This window comes from Neoakkermansia glycaniphila, from assembly GCF_900097105.1.
Classification (GTDB): Bacteria; Verrucomicrobiota; Verrucomicrobiia; order Verrucomicrobiales; family Akkermansiaceae; genus Akkermansia; species Akkermansia glycaniphila.
This window is the reverse complement of record NZ_LT629973.1, coordinates 919,049-939,747: the sequence shown is the minus strand read 5'-3', so window position 1 is coordinate 939,747 and position 20,699 is coordinate 919,049. Positions and strand designations below refer to the sequence as shown.

Sequence of the window (20,699 nt, the reverse complement as noted above, 5' to 3'; positions counted from 1 at the left end):
ATAGCGGAGGTGGGGACGGTTTGCAAGGAGAAAGGGGTTCTCAGGCGCCGCAGGGTGCGCCATACGCCGCAGAGGCTGCTTGACAGGGGGGCTCGTGGCGGTATGGATCAGGCGTCGGCGGAGAAGTGCGGGGTGAAGATGCGGCGGCTGTGGTTGCCGGGCGGTACGGGGGTGTTCGGCCAGACGAGGCATTCTGTGAGTGTGGTGTCTTCGGGGACGCTTGCATTTTCTCCGATGACGGTCTGAGGGCAGACAATGGCGGTTGAATCGATTTGCACCGAGGGGTGGATGCGGTTGCGATCGCCTTTCGGAAGGTCGAGCATCATGTCGAGGTAGGCGGCTGGGGTGCCTGGTTCGTACCAGCGGGCTTCATCGAAGAGGACTCCGGCTATTTGTCCCCGGCGGATGAGTTCGATCCAGACGGGGACGATGGAGCAGGTTTCTTCATCTGGGAAGAGGTCGGCAATGGCCGGTTCCATGATGTAGATTCCGGCGAATTGGCAGGTGCCTTTGTCTTTGCCAAGGAGGTGGCGCATGTCGGTGACGCGGCCGGCCGTTTCGTCGAATCCTACGTTGCGGTTGCCGTCTTTGCTGCGGAGGGCGAGGGTGACCATGGCTCCCGAGGCTTTGTGTGCGGCGATGAGCTGCTGCAGGGGGAGGTCGGTGAGGATGTCGCCGTTCTGGACGAGCAGGGGGGAGTCCTTGTCGATGAGGGGCAGGATTTTGCGGATGCCGCCGCCGGAGTCCAGCGGGGTGAGTTCGTAGCTGAAGCGGATGGGGCAGCCGCGCCATTCATGCTCGGGGAAGGCGCGATCCCAGCACAGAGCGAGGTGCGAGGTGTTGATGATGAATTCGCGGATTCCCGCTTCGTAGTGGTAGTCGAGCAGGAGTTCGGCCATGGGCTGCTGGAAGACGGGGATGAGCGGCTTCGGCAGGAGCGATGTGAGCGGCATGAGGCGGGTGCCGAGTCCGGCACCGAGGATGAACGATTGCATGGATGGTTTGGATGAAGAGATGGCTGCGCCGGATCAGGGGGCGACGGAGGCGATGTCTTTGGTGGCGACCCAGCCTCGGGTTCCGGTGAAGGTTTCGATGTAGGTCCATGCTCCCCGTTTCGCGAGTACGATGAGGGGGGTGGACGGCGTGAGCTGGATGACGGGGGAGCCGGACGGGTCGGCCGAGGTGCGGGCGGGCGTCGCTTCGAGGACGTAGTAGCGTTCCGCAGCTGTGAGGGTGTCCGGCAGGTGGGGATAGTAGATGTAGTTGGCAAGGCTGAGGACGAGGACGAGCCCGGCAAGGGTGGAGACGGTGACGGTGAGCGCTTTTCGGCGGCGCGTGAGCATGAGCAGGGAGATGCCTGCCGTGAGGATGGCGCCGGAGACGATGGCGATGGGGAGCAGGGAGCGGTAGGGCATCCATGTGATCCATTCTTCCTGTGCGCTGAGGTTGGGCGTGATGGCTCCTTCTTTGCGCTGGATGAAGGCAAGGTTGGCCGCGGCTTCCTTGAGGGCGGGGTTGTGTTCCAGCGCCCGGGCATAGGCGAGGGCGGCGTGGCCGGGTTTGTTCAGGCGGTAGTTGGCGTTGCCGATGCCGTAGTGGAAGCGTGCGGGGTTGGCGCCGGTGCCGTCAATTTCGCGGAGAGCCTGTTCGTATTGCGAGATGGCCTGGCTGTATTGTCCGGCCTTGTAGGATTTGTCTGCCGGGGAGTCCTGCGCCTGCGAGATGCTGTCGAGAGCCGCAAGGGCCATGAGGGCGAGGGCGGCCATGCTGCGGACGGCGGTTTTGACGGCGTGGAGCATGCCGTTGCGCTGGTCGTGGGAGAGGGCCGTGGCGTGGGTGTCAGGCTTGAATGCTTCTTCGTCCCTCTGTTTCAGGATTTGTTCGAGGCTGTCGTTCATCCTGTCGCGGGGGATGTGGGCCTCGATGTAGGCGCCGAGGGCGCGCAGGAAGGGTACGGAGTCCCGGATGGAGGAGATGTTTTTGAGTTCGGCGAGTCGCTGCCGCTGGGCGATGGAGGTGTTGCGCCAGCGGAGCCATGTGCGTGTGCCGAGGTAGGCGAGGAGGGCGAGCGTGGGGATGTAGCAGATCCAGAGCCAGTAGTTCGGGATGCTGATGCGTTCGCGGATGGTTTCGGCGGGCGGGAGGTCGTAGATGTCGACGAGTTCTTCGACGGGGACGGCACCTGCGGGCGGCGGAGCGGTGCTGCCGGAGCCTGCGGGGCCGCTCATGGTGTCTGCCGAGGCTTTCCACGGCAGGGCGATGGGCCGGGTGCCGATGGTTTTGTATTCACGCGCCTGCGGGTCGAAGTAGGACATGGTGAAGGCAGGTATGCCCGGTACTTCTTCAGTTGGTCTGATGTTGAGCTGGAAGGTGACGCTTTGGAGGTTGCCCATGGCATCCCGGTTTTCGATTTTGTTCGGCGGGTTGAGTTTCCACTGGGCGGGGTCGGAGATGTCCGGGCAGGTGAGCTGGTCGAGGTTTCCCTGGCCCGAGACGGTGATGCGGACGGAGACGAGTTCATTGGCCGAGAGGTCGCGGGCATCGGTGTCCGCCTTGATGGAGAATTCTCCGACGGCATTGGCGTAGCCCGCAGGGGCATTCAGCGGGAGGGGAAGGGCACGCAGCGATAGGCCCGAGAGGGGCAGCTCATAGGGCTGCAATGTTTGCATGATGAAAGACGGACGGTTTGTTTCCGTGGGCACGTACATGATGATCGAGCCTTTGATGGAGGTGTCTCCTTCGCGCAGCGGCGTGATGGTGCCATGCCATGTGAGCGCGCGCCAGATACCTTTGCTTGTCTGTGCGACAGGTGCAGGCATGAAGTCGAGCATGACCTGGCTGAAGCGCGAGACGGAGAGTCCCGTTCCCTGAAGGGGGGGCAGTTTCCAATCCTGAATTTGGCGGGGTATGTACAGTTTCAATACGACATCAAGCGGTTGCATGACGTAGGGTTCCTTGTTGCGCGCATACCAAAGGATGCCGTATGGAATGGGATCATCTTTCCATTGCACCTGATCGAAGGGGCATACCGTGAGCGGAGGTACGGCGACGGTGACCGTTTTGCCGGATTGCGTTTGTACTTCCAGAGGCGGGATGGTGATGCTGCCGGGTTTGTCGGCGCGTGCTCCGATCACCATGAGGCTGGCGTAGCCGTTGGGGTTGTTCGGCTGGTTGATTCTGCCGGATCCCTGTGCTTCAAGGGTCATGCCGGAAACATAAGGGGCTTTGCTCAAGCCGATGGGCGTGCCGTCCGATTCGATGAGCAGCAGATAGGTCTGTTCTCCGGGGATGACGACGTCTGAACTCCACTGTGCGGTGATGTCGGCACGGGTCCATGACGTCAGGAAGAGGCCGATGAACAGGAACAGTGTGCGGATGGTGGATGAATGTTGCTGGTTCATGGTGTGAAGGAGGTTTAATAGTCTTTGGTCGGAGGGGCGATGGGGCGTTTGAAGGTGGGATAGGGTGCGCCTTTGACTTCGTTGGTGTGCATGCGGAGTATTTGTGCGGCGCGGTGTTTTTCTCCTGCTTCTTTGGCTTCTTTGGAGGGTGCCAGTTCCGCTTCCGGGGGAGGAATTTGTTGTTGGCCGCCCTGTTCGGGGCGTTTGTCCGGCTGTTGCTGCTGTTCAGGTTCGGGCTGTCCCTGTTCTCCGGCGTTCCGGTTCTGTTTGTTTTGGTCGTTTTTGTCGTTGTCTCCGGGTTTCTGATCCTGCTTGTTTTGATCGTTTTTGTCGTTGTCTCCGGGTTTCTGATCCTGCTTGTTTTGGTCGTTTTTGTCGTTGTTTCCGGAGTTCTGATCCTGTTTGTTCTGATCGTTTTTGTCGTTGTCTCCGGAATTCTGATCCTGTTTGTTCTGGTCGTTTTTGTTGTTGTCTCCGGAGTTCTGATCCTGTTTGTTCTGGTCGTTCTTGTTGTTGTCTCCGGAGTTTTGATCCTGTTTGTTCTGGTCGTTCTTGTTGTTGTCTCCGGAGTTCTGATCCTGTTTGTTCTGGTCGTTTTTGTTGTTGTCTCCGGAGTTCTGATCCTGTTTGTTCTGATCGTTTTTGTTGTCGTCCTTCTTTTGATTCTGTTGATTTTGCTGCTGTTGCTGGTTTTGTTGCTCTTCCTGTTTTTTCTTTTCTTCTTCGAGGCGTTTGATTTCCTGATCAAGTTTGCGGATGAAGGTTTCCGTTTTGTTCAGGTTGTTGCGGCAGGCAGGAAATTCGGGCTGGATTTGCAGGGCGTCTTTGTAGCTTTGCGTGTCCTGTTCCAGTTGTTGTTTGATGTTTTTCAGTTGGGTGATGTCGGGCTGGGCCGGGGCAGAAGGCTGTCCGCTGGTGCCGGGTGCAGGGGTGTACAGTTTCCGCAGGGTTTGAAATTGCTGTTCAATGTTGATGTTTCCGATGTTGTACAGTGAGGCGGCCTGGATGGAGGGTTCATTGCTCAAAAGGGCTTTCGAGAAGCTTTCTTTTGCCAGGTCCGGTTCGTTTTTTTTGAGTTCGGCATAGCCTTTGGCGAATTGAAGGCGGCTTTGGCGTTCCGGGTTTGCTTCTTCGGGGCCGTCGGATAGTTGCCGGATGACGTCTTCGTATTGTTCGTTTTGAAGGGCTTTCAGGAGTTGTTCCGTGCGGTTTTCGGCTTTTGCGGGAGGCGCGCCGAGGAGGAAGAGGAGCAGGAGGGCGGTTTTTCTTTTCCATGAGCGCCATTCGGTGCCGATGACGATGGCGAGGAGGATGAAGATGAGGGCCGGGATGGCGAAGAGGGTGTATTGGTCGTTCGGTATTTTGGTGGTTTGGTCGCTTTGTTCTTCTGCTTCAAGTTTGGAGGTGGCGGAGCGGACGAAGGAGGCGAGGGCGTTGCCGGAGTTGATGGCATAGTATTGGCCGTCGGTCGATTTGGCGAGTTTGATGAGTGATTCGTCGTTGAGTTTGCTGATGACGTTTTGCCCGTTGTTGTCGCGGTAGAGTCCGGTGCGATCCTGGGTGTCGGGGATGACGTCTCCGGTTTTGGTGCCGATGCCGACAGTGATGACGATGAGGTGTTCTTTGCGCGCCCGTTCGACGAGGGAGAGGGAGTTGCCGACGGTGTCTTCCCCATCGCTGAGGATGATGAGGGCGTTGGTGGTGTCCGGCGAGTGCTGTTTGAAGGTGTCCAGCGCGCAGGAGAGGACGTTGTTGAGGTTGGTTCCTCCATAGGAGGCCCAGCTGCGGTTGATTTGTTCGATGGATTCGCGCAGTGCGTTGTGGTCGTGGGTGAGGGGGACGGCGAGCTGTGCATCTCCGGAGAAGACGATGAGGCCGAAGTTGTCGTCCGGCAGGGCGTCCATCAGTTCATAGGCGGCAGTGCGGGCCTGTTCGAGGCGGGAGGGGGAGACGTCCCGCGTTTCCATGGAGCGGGAGACGTCGATGGCAAGCATGATGTTGCGGCCCATGCTGATGTCTTTTCTGTCGGTGTAACCGCTGTATGGGCGGGCGAGGGCGATGATGACGAGGGCCAGTGCGAGCAGGCCGAAGGCGGTGGGGAAGTGGCGGCGCCACGGGGCAGGGCGGACGAGGAGTTCTGTTTTGTGGGTTTCGGAGACGAGGGCGAGCCAGCTGTTGTTTTTACGGCGAGCCGATACGATGGCGGCGACTGCCAGCAGGAGCGGCAGGATGAGGAGGAACAGGACTTCAGGGTGCAGAAAGTTCATGCTGGTTCCGGGGGGGGAGGGGTTACGGTGCGGGATGGGGGCGGAGGATGTTCAGGGAGAGGCCTGCGGTCAGGAAGGCCGCCGCTGCCATCAGGGCGTAGATGAAGAGTTCCTGTGTGGTGACGACGTTTCGTTTTTTGGCTTCGGTTTTTTCCAGTTTGTCGATGGTGCCGAAGGCGTCTTCAAGTTTGGTGTTGTCGTTGGCTCGGAAGTGTTCTCCTCCGGTGATGCGGGCGATTTCCTTGAGGGTTTTTTCATCGAAGGCGTCGATGTTGCGCATGTAGGGGGTGCGGGAGCCTTCGTCGGTGCCGATGGCGATGGTGTAGATGCGGACGCCGAGTTTGGCGGCTTCGCGTGCGGCTTCGATGGGCGAAAGTTCGCCTGTGTTGTTGGCTCCGTCGGTGACGAGGATGATGATTTTGGATTTGGTGTCTTTGCGTTCGGAGAGTCGCGTGGCGGCGAGGGCGATGGCGGAGCCGATGGCGGTGCCGTCCGCCGGGATGAAGTTGAGGTGGAAGCGGCGGACGATCTGGCGGACGAGGCGGTGGTCGAGGGTGAGGGGGCTGCAGGCTTTGGTGAGAGCGGCAAAGGCGACGACTCCGAGGCGGTCGTTCGGGCGTTGTTCGATGAATTGATCCACGACTTCCTGTGCGGCCCGGAGGCGGGAGATGCTGTTGGACGATTTGTCAGTTTTCATGTCGGCCGATGCCATGGAGCCGGAGAGGTCGAAGGCGATCATGATGTCGATGCCGCTGGCAGTGGTGTAGGTGCGGGAGTTTTGAATTTGGGGGCGCGCCAGTGCGACGGCGAGCGCCATGGCGCCGAGAACGAAGAGGAAGGCCCCCAGTCGGCCTGCCAGAGAGTCGGGGTTTTGCGCCCAGATGCGGACGAAGCGGACGGTGGGATGGTCGATGGAGCCGGATGAGCCTCTTCTGCGCCGGAGGAGGAGGCATGCAAGGAGCAGAGGGATGGCATAGAGCCATTCCGGGGATGCAAACAGGTACTGGGTGTCAGCGGGCATGGTTGCGTTTGGGTTCCTGCGGGTTTGTTACATTATCGTGCGGGGCGGAGGCCCGGTCGATGTCGCCGATGAGTTTTTTTGTGTCGTTGATGATTTGTTGTGCGATGGCTTCGTCCTGCGGAGTGTTGGCTTCGTATTTGAGGGCGGCCATGTAGTCGAGGAGCTGGCGGGTGTAGTTTTGAAGCGTTTCGGGAAGGGCGGACAGGGAGTCGGCGCGGAGGTTGAATTCCTGATGGGTTTCGTAGAGGGCGGGGTCGGCGGTGTTGCCGGAGATGTACCGGCGCAGGATGAGGGAGAGCTTGAGGGCGCATTCCTTCAGGCTGGGTTTGTAGGTTTCGAGTTCGTCGACTTCCGCCAGAGCTTTTTCGGCGGCTGTGGGTGGCGGTGTGGTTGGCTTTTTCCGCATGACGATCCACCATGAGATGAGTCCGGCCAGCAGGATGATGCCTGCGATGATGAGGGTCCACTCGAGTGAGCCGAGGCCTTCCGGGGAGAGGTAGCCTTCGGGTGTGACCGGGTCGTCAAGGATGGGGATTTCTTCGGCGATGCCCTGTTGGTTTGCGGCGGGAGCTGCCGGTATGGTCGATGCGGGAGTCACGGTGGATGCGGTTAGTGGGAGAATTGGCGGGAGCGCCGGGAGAAGAGTGCGCGCAGGGGGGCCATGTAGTCGTCTCCTGTTTGGAGGTCGAGGTAGTCGAGGCCCAGTTTTTTGAAGTCGCGGGACCATTCTTCGCGGTGCTGGGCGGTGAGCTGGGCGTGCGTTTCGCGGAGGCCGGAGTTTTCGAGGTTGACGTTCATGAAGTCGCCGTTTTCCGGGTCGCGGAAGATGACTCTGCCCGTGTCGGGCAGGCGGAGTTCACGGTCGTCGACGATGCGGATGGGGATGAGTTCGTGTTTGAAGGAGAGTTTGCCGAGGGCTTTGCGATCGGTGGGTGCCCAGAAGTCGCTGATGAGAAAGACCATGGCGGATTTGCGCTGTGTGCTGAGGATTTCATCGGCGACATCGTTGAGCGAGTCGTCCTGTTCATCGGTGCGGGTGGATAGTATTTCGCGGATGATGCGCAGAGTTTGCTTCATTCCTTTGGCAGGCGGAAGGTAGAAGTGCGTTTGCTGCCCGTAGATGAGGAGGCCGCATTTGTCTCCGTTTTTGGCGGCGCTGTAGGCGAGTACGGCGGCGATGTGGGCGGCGTATTCGAGTTTGCTGTCGTCATGCCCCTGCGAGGCGTAGCGCATGGATCCGCTGGCATCGACGACGAGGATGAGGGCCTGTTCGCGCGATTCCCTGAATTTGCGGACGAAGGGGGTATTCATGCGCGCGGTGACTTTCCAGTCGATGAAGCGGGGGTCGTCTCCCGCGAGGTATTCGCGGAAGTCGTCGAAGTCCAGCCCTTGGCCGCGGAAGCCGGATCTGTATTCGCCGGCGAAGGTTTCGGTGGCGAGTTTACGGGCCCGCAGTTCGATGCGGCGGACTTTTTTCAGGATGTCTTGCGCTTTGTCCACGGCGGATGGGTTTACGGTACGGGTACTTTGGAGAGGATGCGGTCGATGATGTCGTCCGTCGAGATGTTTTCCGCTTCGGCCTCGTAGGAGAGGAGTATGCGGTGGCGGAGGATGTCGTGCGAGAGGTCTTTGATGTCCTGCGGGGTGACGAAGGAGCGGTGGCGCATGAAGGCGAGGGCCTTGGATGCGAGTGCGATGTTGATGGTGGCGCGGGGGGATGCCCCGGCCCGGATCATGCCTGTAAGGGTGCGGTCGACGGTTTCGGGGGCGCGTGTGGCGCGGACGAGGTCGACGATGTAGCAGCGGACGGCGGGGTCGATGTAGATTTTGTCCATGAGCTGCCGCGAGGTGTCGATTTGTTCGATGGTGACGACGGCTTGCGTTTCGACGGGCGGGGAGGTGCTGGACATGAGGTCAAGGACCTGCAGTTCTTCGTCGCGGTTGGGATAGTCGACGATGACTTTGAAGAGGAAGCGGTCCAGCTGGGCTTCGGGGAGTTGGTAGGTTCCTTCCTGGTCGATGGGGTTCTGGGTGGCGAGGACGAGGAAGGGGTTGGGCAGGGGGTAGGTGGTTTCGCCGAGGGTGACTTGGCGTTCCTGCATGGCTTCGAGGAGAGCGGACTGGACTTTGGCGGGGGCGCGGTTGATTTCGTCCGCAAGGATGAGGTTGGCGAAGACGGGGCCTTTTTTGGCGATGAACTGGCGGCTCTCGGGGTTGTAGATCATGGTGCCGAGGAGGTCGGCAGGCAGGAGGTCCGGGGTGAACTGGATGCGCGAGAAGGCGGCGTGCATGGCTCCGGCAAGCGCTTTGACGGATAGCGTTTTGGCGAGGCCGGGGACGCCTTCCAGAAGGACGTGGCCTTTGCAGAGGAGGCTGAGGACGAGGCGGTCGACCAGTGCCTGCTGGCCGATGACGACTTTCGCGATTTCGGAGCGCAACGGGGATATCCAAGAGGAGTGTTGCGCGATTTGTTCGTTGAATTGTTGTGTATCCATGGCTGGCAGGATTCGTGGAATGGATGATGCGCCGTTATGATTAGCACAGAAGCGAGATCTTTTCAAGGATCATTCTACGCCCGGCGTTTCGTACGTTTCGACACGGTTTTCGGTAGATTCGTTGAATATGTTAGTTTGAGGCGCCTGAATTTTACGTCGGTTGCCGGGAAAGTTCGCCCGTTCGGTGTGCAGGAAAGGCGTCTGCCGACTTTTGAGAAAAAAGTTTCTCTTATGCTTGACATTGGGGGTGATTTGTGGCATCTTGCGTGCCCCGCAGGCTGGATGCGTCCGTTCATTGTGTGAACACGGGCCGCCTCTCGCATAAGAATCTCTGTAAATATACTGAATTATGGTAGCAATCCGTCTCAATCGCCAAGGTTCCAAGGACCGTCCCTATTACAAGATCGTTGTCGTCGACAGCCGCGCTCGTCGCGACGGTTCGTTTATCGAACAAGTAGGCACCTACAATCCCATGCAGGAAGGTGAAAACTATACGCTTGATCTGGAAAAGGTGGACAAGTGGCTTGCCAACGGCGCCCAGCCTTCCGAAACGGTCAATTCGATGATCGTGAAGGCTCGTGCGAAGGCCTGACAAGTTTCTTTCATTGATTGTTTGTGGCGACTCTCCGATCAACCGGAGAGTCGTTTTTTCGTGCCGCCGTTTCGTTCAGGTGCGATGACATGCTGTCCTCTTTTCATTTTTCGGCAGTAGTCTAGGATGGGGGCATGATTGCTTTCCGGAAGAGATGTGTGTTGAGTGCCGCCGTGTTGTGCGGAGGCGTGTCCTGTACGATCGATGCATCAAGCCAGGGACAGGCGTTTTATCCTGTCGATTCGTCGCAACCGAGAGAGAACAGGACCGTGCGGGAGATGGTGAACGGGAAGATGGAGGATGAGAGTTCGCAGTACGGTTTTGTGCTGTTTGCCGCAACGAAGAAACCTCTTCGGGCGGAGCTGGTGGATGTGAGGCGTACGGCAACGGGAAGCGGTTCCGGGCGTGAGAGGGTGATTTCCGGTGACGTGAAGGTGACGTACGATTGGAAGTACGGTATTTTGAAGCTGCCGTTTCTGCCTCCGTTGATTTCTTGGACGGGAGATGAGCGTTCGGTGTTTGAGCCGTTCCGTCTTGCTTTTCCGTATGAGAGAGGTGAAGGTAAGGAGGTGCCTTTCTCGGCAAAGCTTGAGGGGCTTATCCGGCAGGTTGGTTCGCCTTCCGAGTGATTTCCATGATGAGGGTGGGCGGGTTGTCCGGGTTGTTGAAGACGGTGCCTGCGCATCTGGCTCCGTAGTAGTACCGGGAAGCGGCCGGGAAGCGGTGCTGGTTCATGAGTTCGCGGAAGATGGCGTCGGCAATGGCGCGGTTGATGGGCGCCTTGTGCATGAGTGCGTGGTAGAGGGCATCATGTACGACGGTGGGAGCGAGCAGGGCGACGGTGGTGATGCCGATGGTGGCTCCATCCCAGACATATCCGCGGTACAGGATGAATTCTGAGCCTTTGGCTTCCATGATGAGTTTGCGGTCGGAAGGCCGGTAGGCTTTCCATTCGCCGAGGTCGAGGGAGGGGGCGAATTTCCAGTGAAGGTCGAGTGCGGTTTTGAGGCAGGCTCCCGGCGCTTCTTCAGGCAGGAAGAGGTACCATTTCGTTTCGCCGGGGTGGGGGGTGTGCAGGTGCTGTTTGTTTCCGCTTTTTTCCGGCAACGGAGAAGTAAGGGCGCCGGAGACGACTTCCGGCGCCATTTGGCTGCAGGCGGCGGGCAGGATCAAGCCGCCTGCATAGATGATTAATGCGAGGGGAAAGGGATGCCTCATACCTTTCTCGTATTATAGGAACGGAGGGGGGTGATGGCAATGGCAAAGTGCGCCTGTTGAGGAGGCGGGAGGCGGTATTCGTTTGACGAGGCGAGGGACGTGTGTTATGAATGGAGGCAGTCTGGATGGCCTGATTTCCGTTGATTCAATGGAAGCGGCTGTTTTGCTCCCTTACCCATTTATCATGATGTACCGTTCTTTTTGCTGGCAGGTGCCGGTTGCTGCGGCAGCCGGGTTGGTTTCCGTGGCTCAATCCGCTCAGGATTTGGAATATCACGATTCATGGTCTGCGCAGGACCGGAAGGCGATCGACGGTGTTTACCGCCGATGCGGGGAGGCCCGCAGCCGGATGCTTGAGATGATTGATCGCGAAGAGCTTTCTTTTTGGGAACAGGTTGAAAAGGATCTGAATGGCAAGCTTTCAAGGAGCGGGGACGGCGCTTTGTTGGAGAATGAGCCGAACATTTTCAGTAAGGCGGTTACCCGGAGTGTGAAGCGCGTGTGTGTTCATGTGATGATGTATCCGTTTTTGCAGATGGTCGAGCATACGGCCAAGACGGGTGATGCCAAGTATGCGAACAAGGATCGTTTTTCTCTTCTTCATCTGGCCCTTGCCATGGGGTTTCACGATCTGTCCAAGGCGCTGGTGGATCGTGGAGCCGACGTGAATCTGCAGGTGTATATGCAACCGCGTTTCGGGATGGATGTAGAGGGTAAGGGCGACATTCCTTTGACCTATGCCATCACTCCTTTTCCGATGTTTGAGGATCTGGTGGCCGATGATAGGGGGGCTCAGAAGAGGTTCGAGGCAGCGGGGCGCATTGATGTAGTGAAGTTTCTGCTTGAGCATGGAGCGGATGCGAACGTGAGGCAGATCAATGATTTGTGTCCATTGGAATTGGCGTTTTTGTGGGCGAGTGTACAGCCGGAGTATACGGAGATTGCCGGGCTGTTGCTGGATGGAGGAGCAAAAATCGATGTGAGGGAAGAGGAATATGAGTTTTCGGCATTGTGTTCCGCCGTGTCGTTCGGCAATCTCCCTATGGTGGAAAGGCTGATCGGGATGGGAGCGGAGGTGAATAGGTCCGTTCGCTTCCGTGGCGGTTGGAGATGTCCTTTAGTGGAGGTGAATTGCAGTCGCGAGTCGTCTCCGGCCATTTTGAAGGTGCTGCTGCATCACGGAGCCGATCCCGATGCGAGAATGATTACGTTGCCGGAAGATGTGGAAGACGGTATGGGGACGGATGTGTCAGCTTCCGAGCAGACTCTGTTGATGAAGCTGTGCCGCGATCTTTCGATCGCTACTTTGCAGGAGGGGCCGGAAGAGGTCGAGCGGGTGCTGGATATGGCGCGAATTTTGCTGGAGAAGGGTGCTTCCGTGAATGTGGTGAATCCCAAGAATGGAAAGACGGCTTTAGCGGAATGTTTCAGCTGTTTGTCGTCGAAAGATGGCAAGAGTCGGGAGGCTGCTGTGCGTATGGTGCGCCTGCTGCTGGATCAAGGTGCGCAGGTCGATCTGCTGTGGTCGGATGGCAAGCCGGACCAATGGGAGATTAAGCGGTTGAAGGAGTTGCCTCCGGATGTTTTTGCCCGTTTGCCTGAATTGTCCATTTTGAAGGATGCGGTTGAATAGGATTAAATTGTTTTTTCAGATGAGATTCAAGTGGATGAACGGTTTGTTGTTGGCTGCGGTTGCTGCCGGAGTCGTGTTGGCCGTTTTGCCGGAACGCGAGCAGGAGTATCATGTTTCATGGACGATGCCCGAGCGGCAGAGTTTGGCATTAGTGCGCGATTATTATGTGAAGGAGTATGAGGTGCTGCTTGAGCGCGAGGTTTTGTTTTCCGATGGGGAGAAGGGATGGTTTGATGTCCCATGGTTGAAGCCCGCGATGAAGGTATGGTGCGAGACCCGGAATAGCCGCCATGCGTGGCAGGTGTTTGGGTCCCGGCTGGCTCTGATCGATGAAGTGTTGCGTACGGGAGACGCGGCGAGATCGAATGAGCGTGGCGAGTCCCTGTTGCATTTGGCTCTGGGTTTGGGGGAGTACGATTTGGCGCGTGTTTTGGTGGAGCGGGGGGCTCAGGTGAATGGGCGGATGGCCGCGGTGAGCGAATGGATGGTTCATCCGGAGGGTGATACTCCGCTGACGCTGGCGATGCACCCCTATACTTTCTGCGGCCAGTCGAAGCATTCGGTGGAAGATCAAGTCGGAATGGTCAGGTTTTTGCTGGATCATGGAGCGGATGTGAACGGGCGGAGCGTGGCGGGGTACAGGCCTCTCTATATGGCGATGATGTGGGCCGCCCGTTACCCGGAATATATGCAGGTGGTGGATGTGTTGTTGGAGCAGGCGCCCGAGTTGAACGATCTGGGAGGTGAGCCGAGGGTCACGGCGCTCGGTGCCGCCGTGGCTATGGGGCGTCTGGAGTTGGTGGAGAAATTGTGCGGTATGGGTGCCGATGTGAAGGTGCCGTCCAACGGGCGGCCTGTTTTGCTGTGGGTGTCTCCCAGGTGCAGGGATGCTTTGGATATTGCAAGGTTTCTGTTGGATCGGGGTGTGGAGGCCGATGCGAGTTTTGAATTGTTTGAAGAGGGGCCGGAGTTGGAGGATGTTCCGGTGAGGCGTTCTTTGCTGCTGTATCTTTGCGAGTCTCTGCCTGCGCAGTTGTCGGGCGAGGTGGCAGGGGCCGGGCAGGTGAGTGTAGGCGCACGTATGCAGGAGGTGGCGAAGCTGTTGCTGGATAGGGGCGCTTCCGCCGATTTCCCGAATGTTTTGTCGGGAGAGACTCCTCTTATGGCATGCTGCCGCCATGTTGCCAGAGCCAAGGATGGATTGAGCCGGGAGTTGGCGATGGATATGGCGCGGCTTCTTCTGGCTCATGGCGCATCTCCGAATGCCCGGAAGCATGGGGATGGCGATTCCGTGCTGGCATTTTATGCCGGGTTGTTCCGCGAGGGTCGGATGCCGGATGCTACGGATGTGCGTATGGTGAAGCTTTTGGCTGATGGCGGTGCGGTAGCACGGTTCGGCAGGTTGCCGTACGGTCATGCGCGGATGCTGCGCCAACAATGGAATGCCCTGTCTCCGGAGCTGCGGGCGAAGTTGCCCGAGGTGTTTCCGCATAAGGTGCCGCCCGGGAAGCAAGCGATGTGAGAGTTCGCGGTTATTTGGCGTGCTTCAGTGATTAGGAATTCTTGTGCTGGGTGGCTACTGGCTGGTCGAGAGCTCCGTGGCGAAGGAGCATGTCGATAAATGCAGGTGCCGCATTTTTGCGGGCATAGGCGAGTAAGGTGGTGCCTGTTTTGTCCGTTTCGTTGACGTTCAGTCCTTTGGATATGAGGTATTCCGAGGTGGCGATGATGGCGGCGATGCGTTTTTTTTGTTTGGTGAAGTCGGTTTCGTAGCGGGTGGTGCCTCGTGCGGCCCATTGGAGGAGGGATTGTCCTTCAGGATGGATGTCGATGCGGGCGCCACGTTCGACCAGATAGGCGACGCAGTCTCGCAGGCCGTTGGATACGGCATTGCTCATGGTGTAGGGGTCGTCAGGGTCGATGACGGCACCTGCCTGAAGCAGCAGATGGAAGATTTCCGGTTCTCTGACGATGTGAAGGGGGGCGTCTTTCCGGTCGCCTTTTCCGTTGGGATCGGCTCCGGCGGCCAGCAGGGATTTGACCCATTCGGGCCTGTTGTTGATGACGGCGTTGCTCAAGGCGCGGCCCTGTTCCGCATGGACATCCGCCCCCGCTTTCAGGAGCATGTTGATGCATGCGGTGGTGTTGGCTATGTCGTCCGTGCCCGGTTTGGGTGCTCTGCCTGTGAGCTGGACAAGCGGAGAGGGGCCGCCGTTGCGGGAAGCATTCGGGTTGGCTCCTGCATCAAGGAGGATGCGGCAGATTTCCGGATGGTTGCCGCATCCGGAGATGGGGCATCGAGGGATGAGGTCGTCGTCGAACCCCATATGCTGGTAGGTCGGAAGGTCGGGATCGGCTCCATGCTGAAGCAGGAGTTTTACGATTTCAACATTCCTGTACAGGCAGGCGGTGTAGAGCATGGTGTAGCCGTAGGGGTCGCGGCTGTCCGCTTCGGCTCCGTGTTCCAGCAGGATGCGGGCAATGTCGTGGTGGCCGTGCCGGATGGCAACGCACAGGGGCGATAAGGTGCCGATGCTGAATCGCGTGCGAAGGAGGTTCGGTTGTTGGGCGAGCATGCCGGATACTTTTTGCGTGTCCGCCTGCTCGATTGCTTGTTCGAAGTCGAGTTCTTCTGCCGAGAGGTGATTTTGCCGGAAGGATGCGCCATAGATGGCGTGATTGCGTCCGTAGGTGTAATAGAATCCGGATGTGTAGGGGTTGTTGTCCGGGTTGCTGCCGGGCGGGCTGATACTTTCGATGGTCGGGCGGAGGAGTCGAAAGATTTCCTTGGCATTTTCATCCCATTCGCCGTTTTCGTTCTGATAACAGATGACGACGGCATGCAGTCTGTTCAGACGGTCGATTTTGTTCGGGTCGTCCAGGATTTGCTTTTTGAATTCGTCTTCTTCGGGGCCTCCCCTTTTGCCTAGGACGTATGCTGTGGCAAGGAGGTGGTTGCATTCGGCATAGGCAAGAGCTCTTTTCCATGAGGGGAAGGTGCGAAGCGTGTCCTGTGTCGATAAGGCGGGTTGCTCCCATTTTTCGATGATGTTCCGGTCTTCTTCCCTGAGGCGGTCGTATGTGAGCCTCTGGATATTGCCCGTGGGGCGGCGCACCAGGATGTAGGGGGTGTTTCCGTCGTCGATGTCGGCTTGAGCGCCGATGAGGTGAGTCGATTTGTAGACGAGCGTTCCGTCCAGCGGCGGCCACGCGTAGCGCAGGGAGTCGGTCGAGGGGGCTTCCGTCCATGTGTGGATGTTGTTCTGCCGTTTCCAGTCGATGATGTTGTCGATGTCTTCCGGCAAGAGTGTGTTCAGGAAGACGGTGGCGGTGCGGCCCTGTTCATTGCGCAGGTAGACCCATTTGTTGTGCGGGGTTTCGTAGTCCGCCATGACGATAGCCGCTTGGAAGAGTTCGGTTTTGGTGCCTCCGGGAAGGATGAGATGCCAGTCGTATGTTTTGGAGGTGAATTTCGGGTAGCGGTCGTAGTCTTCGCCGCTGGCACCCGTTATTTCCGGAGCGGGTATCAGGTCTTTGACGGGTGTACGCGCTATTTTTCCGAGGGCGATGCGGTCAGCCTGTTTTTGAGTTTTGTCCCAGGCGGAGAGTAGCCGCTGTTTGATTTTTTCCCGTTGGGCGGGGGGAAGGGATTGGCAGGAGAGGATGACGGGTGCCAGTTTGGCGGCGAGTTCCGGCATGGGGAGCATTTGTTGCAGGGCAGTTTCAAGCAGGGGATGCCCTTTGGCCGGTTCTCCCTGCCGGAGGAGCGAGAGGGCGCGGCAGGTGTCTGCATAGATGCGGAGTTCGACGATGTCTGCCTGTGAGCTGAGTCCGGTGACGGGGGTGGAGTTGATGCAGGCAAGGTGCATCATGCTTCCGGCCTGGAATGCCGCCGATTCGTATTGTCCTGCGCGGGCGAATTCTTCCATGAGGTATCGCTGCAGGAAGCGGTTGTCTTTCCAACGAAGGAGGGTGAGGATTTTTTCGACTTCGACGAGGCGTCCGTCGTCGATGAGGGCGCGCCGGGCGATGTATGCCTGAAAGTCGTTGCGGCCCGTTTGGATGGCGGCCAGAATGACTGCGTCGGCAACGGCTCGTTCCGTTGCCGCGACGTTACCTTCTGCCTGTTCCAGCGCTGCTTTGGCGAGGCGGGTTGTGGCCTGGCTGTAGCTGCGGGGGTCTTGGGTCATGAGGTTGTAGATGAAGCTGGCGCGTTCGGCGTCTCCTGTGTCCAGTGCCTGTTTGACGAGTTTGTAGCCCGTATAGGCATATGTGTTGGAGACGAAGTGTGAGGGGATGTCCTGCCATTGGTTGATGAGGTTGGCATATCCCTTGAGGCAGAGGAATTGCGTGATAGTGGGCAGATTGTGTTGCTTTGCCTGCTCGAACCACGATCGGGCGATGCGGCGGCGTTCTTCTTCCGTGGCGGTGATGGCGCTGTTCAGTATGAAGAATTCGCGCATGAGGGAGGCCATGTGTGTGGCCGTGACGTTCCCTCGGTCGATGGCTTCCGAGAGGAGGGTGATGCCGTGCATGCCGGCAGAGGCGGCGAAGGCATTGAGCATTTCCGGTTTGCCCTTGAATTCGCGAATAAGTCCGCTGTATGCTTCGGGGCTGATGCCGCGAAGTTCATATTCGCTGCACAGGAGGGGCCAGAGGTCGTATCGGTTGATGGTGTGTGCGAGCATGCTGCAGCCTTGTGCCAGAACATCCGCTTTTTCAGCATGTTCCAGGCTGGCGAGGTGGAGGATGCATCGGTGCAAGGCGACGGAGAGGTCGCGCGAGGCTTTTTGCAGGATAGCATCGTTGCGCGAGAAGCGTGCGCCCGTGTTGGTGATGGTGATGTCGACGCCGTCCGGTTTGTAGATGGAGTTGATGGTGTATTTGTAGGTATCGTAGCCTTCTACGCCGAGCCATGAGTGCCAGTAGTTTTTTGGAAGCGCCAGTTCTCCTTCGGCCAGGGCGAAGGCTTGGACGGCTTGCAGGGTGCCATTGTTGGAAGCCTGTTCTGCCAGTTTTTGCAGGATGCCGCATGCCTGTTCAAGGCTGTCGGCTGCGCCTGCGAGGGTGGGGTTCCATTGTGGAAGGGTGACGGCTGAGGTATCCGGCATTTGGAAGAGGGTGGCTTCCGGATTGTCCAAAGATATCCAGGGCTCGGCGGCGGGGTCGACTGCCAGTTTGCAACGGGGGATGAAGCCTTGCAGTTCCGATTCGAGTTCCCGCGCCTGCCTGCCGATGTTTTCCAGCGTGGCGGGGGTGGGAAGGATGCCTTCGTGCCGGTCTTTCATGGCTCGCATGGCAGAGACGACTCCTTCGGGGAGGTTTTGCCCGTAGGCGTAGCGCCAGCGTACGAGCCCCCGGCTGACGTGGTTGTTGAGGAGGGCATCATAGTTGTGCAGGATGTAGTTGAGTTTGTTCTTGTCCCCGTCGTTTTTGCCGGACATGATGGAGGATGCGTATCCGACGGGTTCCGTCCAGATCCGCCATATGTTGATCATGTATGGGTTGTAACTTTTCAGGTTTTGCTGCAGGGGCCGTTCGTTGACCGCATCCATGATGGGGATGATTTCATCGACGCGGCAGGGGGTGTAGTAGCTGAGGTAGTCGAGCCAGTGTCTGGTGCGAGTGTTGTTGACGGGGTTGTCCGTTTGGAATGACTGGGTGAGGTGCTGGTAGAAGAGCGACTGTTCTTCATGGCAGAAGTGGTTGTTCCAGCGCAACTGGGCGTCGATGATGAGGAAGCTGGCGGCATCGGTCGATTTTCCGGATGTGCGGGTTTCCTCAATCCATTTATGCAGGGCTTCGATGCGTTGGTCCTGCGTTTTGAGGTTCCAGACGTCGGTGAGCCGTTGCCGCGTTTCCGGAGAAAGTGGCGCGATGGCCGTGTTCAGGTAGTCGATGGCCTGGGAGGCGTTTTCAAAAGCGGATTTCGCGTTGGGTCTGTTGTCTGTTCTGATGCAGGAGAGCGGCTGGGCCTGTTCGGGCTCGTTCGATTGTCCATAGCAGGTGGCTGCGTACAGCAGGAAAAGGAGGTGTTGCGCTTTCATGGCCGCATGTATGGGAAGATTCAGATGACGGTTTCGATGGCATCGGGGCGCACGGTGGCGGGGTATTCGGGGGTGTCTTTCCAGACTTTGAGCCGCAATAGGGGTTTGCGTTCCCTGGGTGGAGCCGCAGCTTCGGTGGGCGGCGCCGGGCGGGAGTTCCGCATGTGATCCGGTATCAGCTGTTGCAGGCGTTCTTCGCGCCGGGTGGCCATGTCCTGCGCCGCGCGGCGGCCGGCTTCTTCCGCGGCCTGTTCCGCTTCGTAAGGGATGTAGAAGGTCCAGCTCGAGGCGGGTGGCAATTGGTCGGCGATTTGCCGGATGGATTCCGGCAGGGCATCGAATTGTATGTCGCGCGTGATGCGGGTGTAGAAGGTGATGCCGGTTTCGCTGGTGGAGCGGCTGATGTCCCGTATATCCTGATTGCCGGGTTCGATTTCGAATTGGATGCCGTTCGGCAGGACGGTGACTTCGGGCCTCGTGGCGTTTATCCGGAGTAGCTGGCGTTCCTTGGCAAGTTCGCGTTGTTTGAGGATGGGGAGGTAGTGTTCGCGCAGGCGTTTGCGGATCAATTCAAGTTCGCTTTGGTATGTGGCCTGGTTCAGGTCATAGGTATCCAGCTCGGTGTGTATGCTGGTCATGACGTCTTTGCCCTCGAAGTCTCCCCCGTACCGGTGGAGCTGTTTGTTGGCAAGGATGGCGGCAGCCGGGCATGCGGTTGCTTCAGGCTGGGGACATTCTTTTCCGGACAGTACAATGCTCCGGTAGGTGTTGACGTAGAGTATTTTTTGGAAGGCTGCCCCCAAGGTTTCCTGCAATTCGCCGATATGGGTGAGTACTTGAAGGGTCAGTAATCGGGCGATGTCTTGCCGGATTTCCGGCGTCATGTTCTGTGCCGGGAGGGTGGCGGGAGCGGTGAAGGCGATCAACGGGACTCCGGACAGGAGGCGGAAGATATTCATCGTATGAAGAGGGAAGGTGAATGGGCTTCGGGAAGTGGCGGTGCTTCTGCCGCTTACTGGTTCAGGTCACGCAGGCGTTTCCGAACGGGTTCCGGCAGAGGGTTGCTTTTGGATGGTATATCAATTCTGTAGGTTGTGCCAGCTTTCTTTTTCTCTGGAATGGTTTCCACGGTGACGTGCTGGTTCGAGCCATTGATGATGATTTGCCCTTCGGCATCTTCGAGATGGATGGAGGCGTGGCCCTGATCGGTGCGCCCGGATGCCAATGCGCGAATTTGCAACAGGGAATCCTGTACTTTGCTTCGGTCGGGGTTGTCGGTTGCGAGCTGGTCGATGACCGTATTCTGGAGGCATTGTATCTGCTCCATTTTATTAGGAACGAGGTCGGTTTTTTGATTCATGGTAGCAGGAGGGAGGATTTGGCTGTTTGGAGCCCGTTTCGACGCATTTATTTTGTTGCGGTGCAAATCTTTTTGCTCACTGTCTTGAGCGGCGGACCATTCGGATTGCAAATCGTTCCGGGCGGAAGCAGGTGGTGATTCGAAATTGAAGGGGTTTTCTGCGACTACCCCTGTGGCGGTGTCGCAATCCTTGCCGTAGGTCAGAGTGGAAGTTTCTTTGCGCGCTTTGTATTTCTGTTGGAGTCCGTTGCGGCTGCCGAGAGTGAGGTTCAATTCCTTGGTCTGGTCGAGGCGCAGGATGTGGACGGGAATTGTGTCGCCCGGTTTGTATTTCTGCAGAATCATCAGGAGATCAAGCTTGGTGGCGACGGGCTGCCCGGCCACTTTCAGGATGATGTCGACCGGGCGGATACCGGCATCTTCCGCCGGGCTGAATCTGGAGACGGCTGTGACGCACAGTCCCTCGTCGTCGGCGATCCGGGTTCCCAGTTCTTTTCTCATATCAAGCGGCATGTCCGTGGAAATGACTCCGAACAGCACCGGGGAGTCGGAGGGGTGGACGACGGTAGGCTCCTGTTTTTCGTTTGCCCGAACCAAGTCCGCTCCGCACAGGATAGAGAGGATGAAAAGGAGTAGTATGTGTTTGATGGTATTCATGGACAAAC

At 58.1% G+C, this 20,699-nt stretch carries 15 protein-coding genes; 4 read left to right on the top strand and 11 right to left on the bottom strand.

From position 1 onward, the window contains the following. Positions 1–107: 107 nt before the first annotated feature. The 7 genes from PYTT_RS03850 to PYTT_RS03820 are packed head-to-tail and all read right to left on the bottom strand — an operon-like array spanning position 108 to position 9,184. Positions 108–995, bottom strand: a complete 888-nt coding sequence (locus PYTT_RS03850) for a sugar phosphate nucleotidyltransferase (protein WP_067773693.1) — start codon at positions 993–995, stop codon at positions 108–110. Positions 996–1,028: 33 nt separating this feature from the next. Further along, positions 1,029–3,401: an SH3 domain-containing protein gene (locus tag PYTT_RS03845; RefSeq protein WP_067773697.1), complete on the bottom strand. Its 2,373-nt coding sequence runs from the start codon at positions 3,399–3,401 to the stop codon at positions 1,029–1,031. A 14-nt stretch (positions 3,402–3,415) separates the two neighbouring features. Next, complete coding sequence (locus tag PYTT_RS03840) at positions 3,416–5,668, bottom strand: vWA domain-containing protein (protein ID WP_067773700.1); 2,253 nt, start codon at positions 5,666–5,668, stop codon at positions 3,416–3,418. Between the two features lie 22 nt (positions 5,669–5,690). After that, positions 5,691–6,689, bottom strand: a complete 999-nt coding sequence (locus tag PYTT_RS03835; RefSeq protein WP_067776292.1) for a VWA domain-containing protein — start codon at positions 6,687–6,689, stop codon at positions 5,691–5,693. Next, complete coding sequence (locus tag PYTT_RS03830) at positions 6,679–7,287, bottom strand: hypothetical protein (RefSeq protein WP_067776289.1); 609 nt, start codon at positions 7,285–7,287, stop codon at positions 6,679–6,681. The genes PYTT_RS03835 and PYTT_RS03830 overlap by 11 nt, the downstream gene beginning before the upstream one ends. Before the next feature lie 11 nt (positions 7,288–7,298). Then, complete coding sequence (locus PYTT_RS03825; protein ID WP_067776286.1) at positions 7,299–8,189, bottom strand: DUF58 domain-containing protein; 891 nt, start codon at positions 8,187–8,189, stop codon at positions 7,299–7,301. A gap of 11 nt (positions 8,190–8,200) precedes the next feature. Beyond that, positions 8,201–9,184, bottom strand: a complete 984-nt coding sequence (locus PYTT_RS03820) for an AAA family ATPase (RefSeq protein WP_067776284.1) — start codon at positions 9,182–9,184, stop codon at positions 8,201–8,203. Between the two features lie 349 nt (positions 9,185–9,533). Here PYTT_RS03820 and rpsP point away from each other — a divergent pair, with 349 nt between their 5' ends. Together rpsP and PYTT_RS03810 are read left to right on the top strand one after the other, a co-directional pair. Next, positions 9,534–9,776, top strand: a complete 243-nt coding sequence (gene rpsP / locus PYTT_RS03815) for a 30S ribosomal protein S16 (protein WP_197677915.1) — start codon at positions 9,534–9,536, stop codon at positions 9,774–9,776. 134 nt (positions 9,777–9,910) lie between these two features. Beyond that, positions 9,911–10,405, top strand: a complete 495-nt coding sequence (locus PYTT_RS03810) for a hypothetical protein (RefSeq protein ID WP_067776276.1) — start codon at positions 9,911–9,913, stop codon at positions 10,403–10,405. On the opposite strand, the gene PYTT_RS03805 is transcribed toward PYTT_RS03810, so the two are convergent. Further along, complete coding sequence (locus PYTT_RS03805; RefSeq protein WP_067776273.1) at positions 10,374–10,994, bottom strand: DUF1353 domain-containing protein; 621 nt, start codon at positions 10,992–10,994, stop codon at positions 10,374–10,376. The two genes, PYTT_RS03810 and PYTT_RS03805, sit on opposite strands and share 32 nt — an antisense overlap. 184 nt (positions 10,995–11,178) lie before the next feature. Here PYTT_RS03805 and PYTT_RS03800 point away from each other — a divergent pair, with 184 nt between their 5' ends. Further along, positions 11,179–12,627, top strand: a complete 1,449-nt coding sequence (locus PYTT_RS03800; RefSeq protein WP_141675825.1) for an ankyrin repeat domain-containing protein — start codon at positions 11,179–11,181, stop codon at positions 12,625–12,627. A 34-nt stretch (positions 12,628–12,661) separates the two neighbouring features. After that, a complete protein-coding gene (locus PYTT_RS03795) occupies positions 12,662–14,149 on the top strand; it encodes an ankyrin repeat domain-containing protein (protein WP_172801764.1) in 1,488 nt (495 codons plus the stop codon). 31 nt (positions 14,150–14,180) lie between these two features. Here PYTT_RS03795 and PYTT_RS03790 read toward each other — a convergent pair whose 3' ends face one another. From PYTT_RS03790 to PYTT_RS03780, 3 genes are read right to left on the bottom strand one after another with little or no spacing between them, the layout of a single operon-like run. Next, positions 14,181–18,674 (bottom strand): ankyrin repeat domain-containing protein, encoded by a 4,494-nt coding sequence (locus PYTT_RS03790; RefSeq protein WP_067776266.1) that lies wholly within the window; start codon positions 18,672–18,674, stop codon positions 14,181–14,183. Between the two features lie 20 nt (positions 18,675–18,694). Beyond that, the gene (locus PYTT_RS03785; RefSeq protein ID WP_067776264.1) at positions 18,695–19,633 is read right to left on the bottom strand and encodes a hypothetical protein; all 939 of its coding nucleotides are present in this window, start codon (positions 19,631–19,633) and stop codon (positions 18,695–18,697) included. Positions 19,634–19,686: 53 nt separating this feature from the next. Beyond that, the gene (locus PYTT_RS03780) at positions 19,687–20,691 is read right to left on the bottom strand and encodes a S1C family serine protease (RefSeq protein WP_067776261.1); all 1,005 of its coding nucleotides are present in this window, start codon (positions 20,689–20,691) and stop codon (positions 19,687–19,689) included. Between the last annotated feature and the right edge of the window lie 8 nt (positions 20,692–20,699).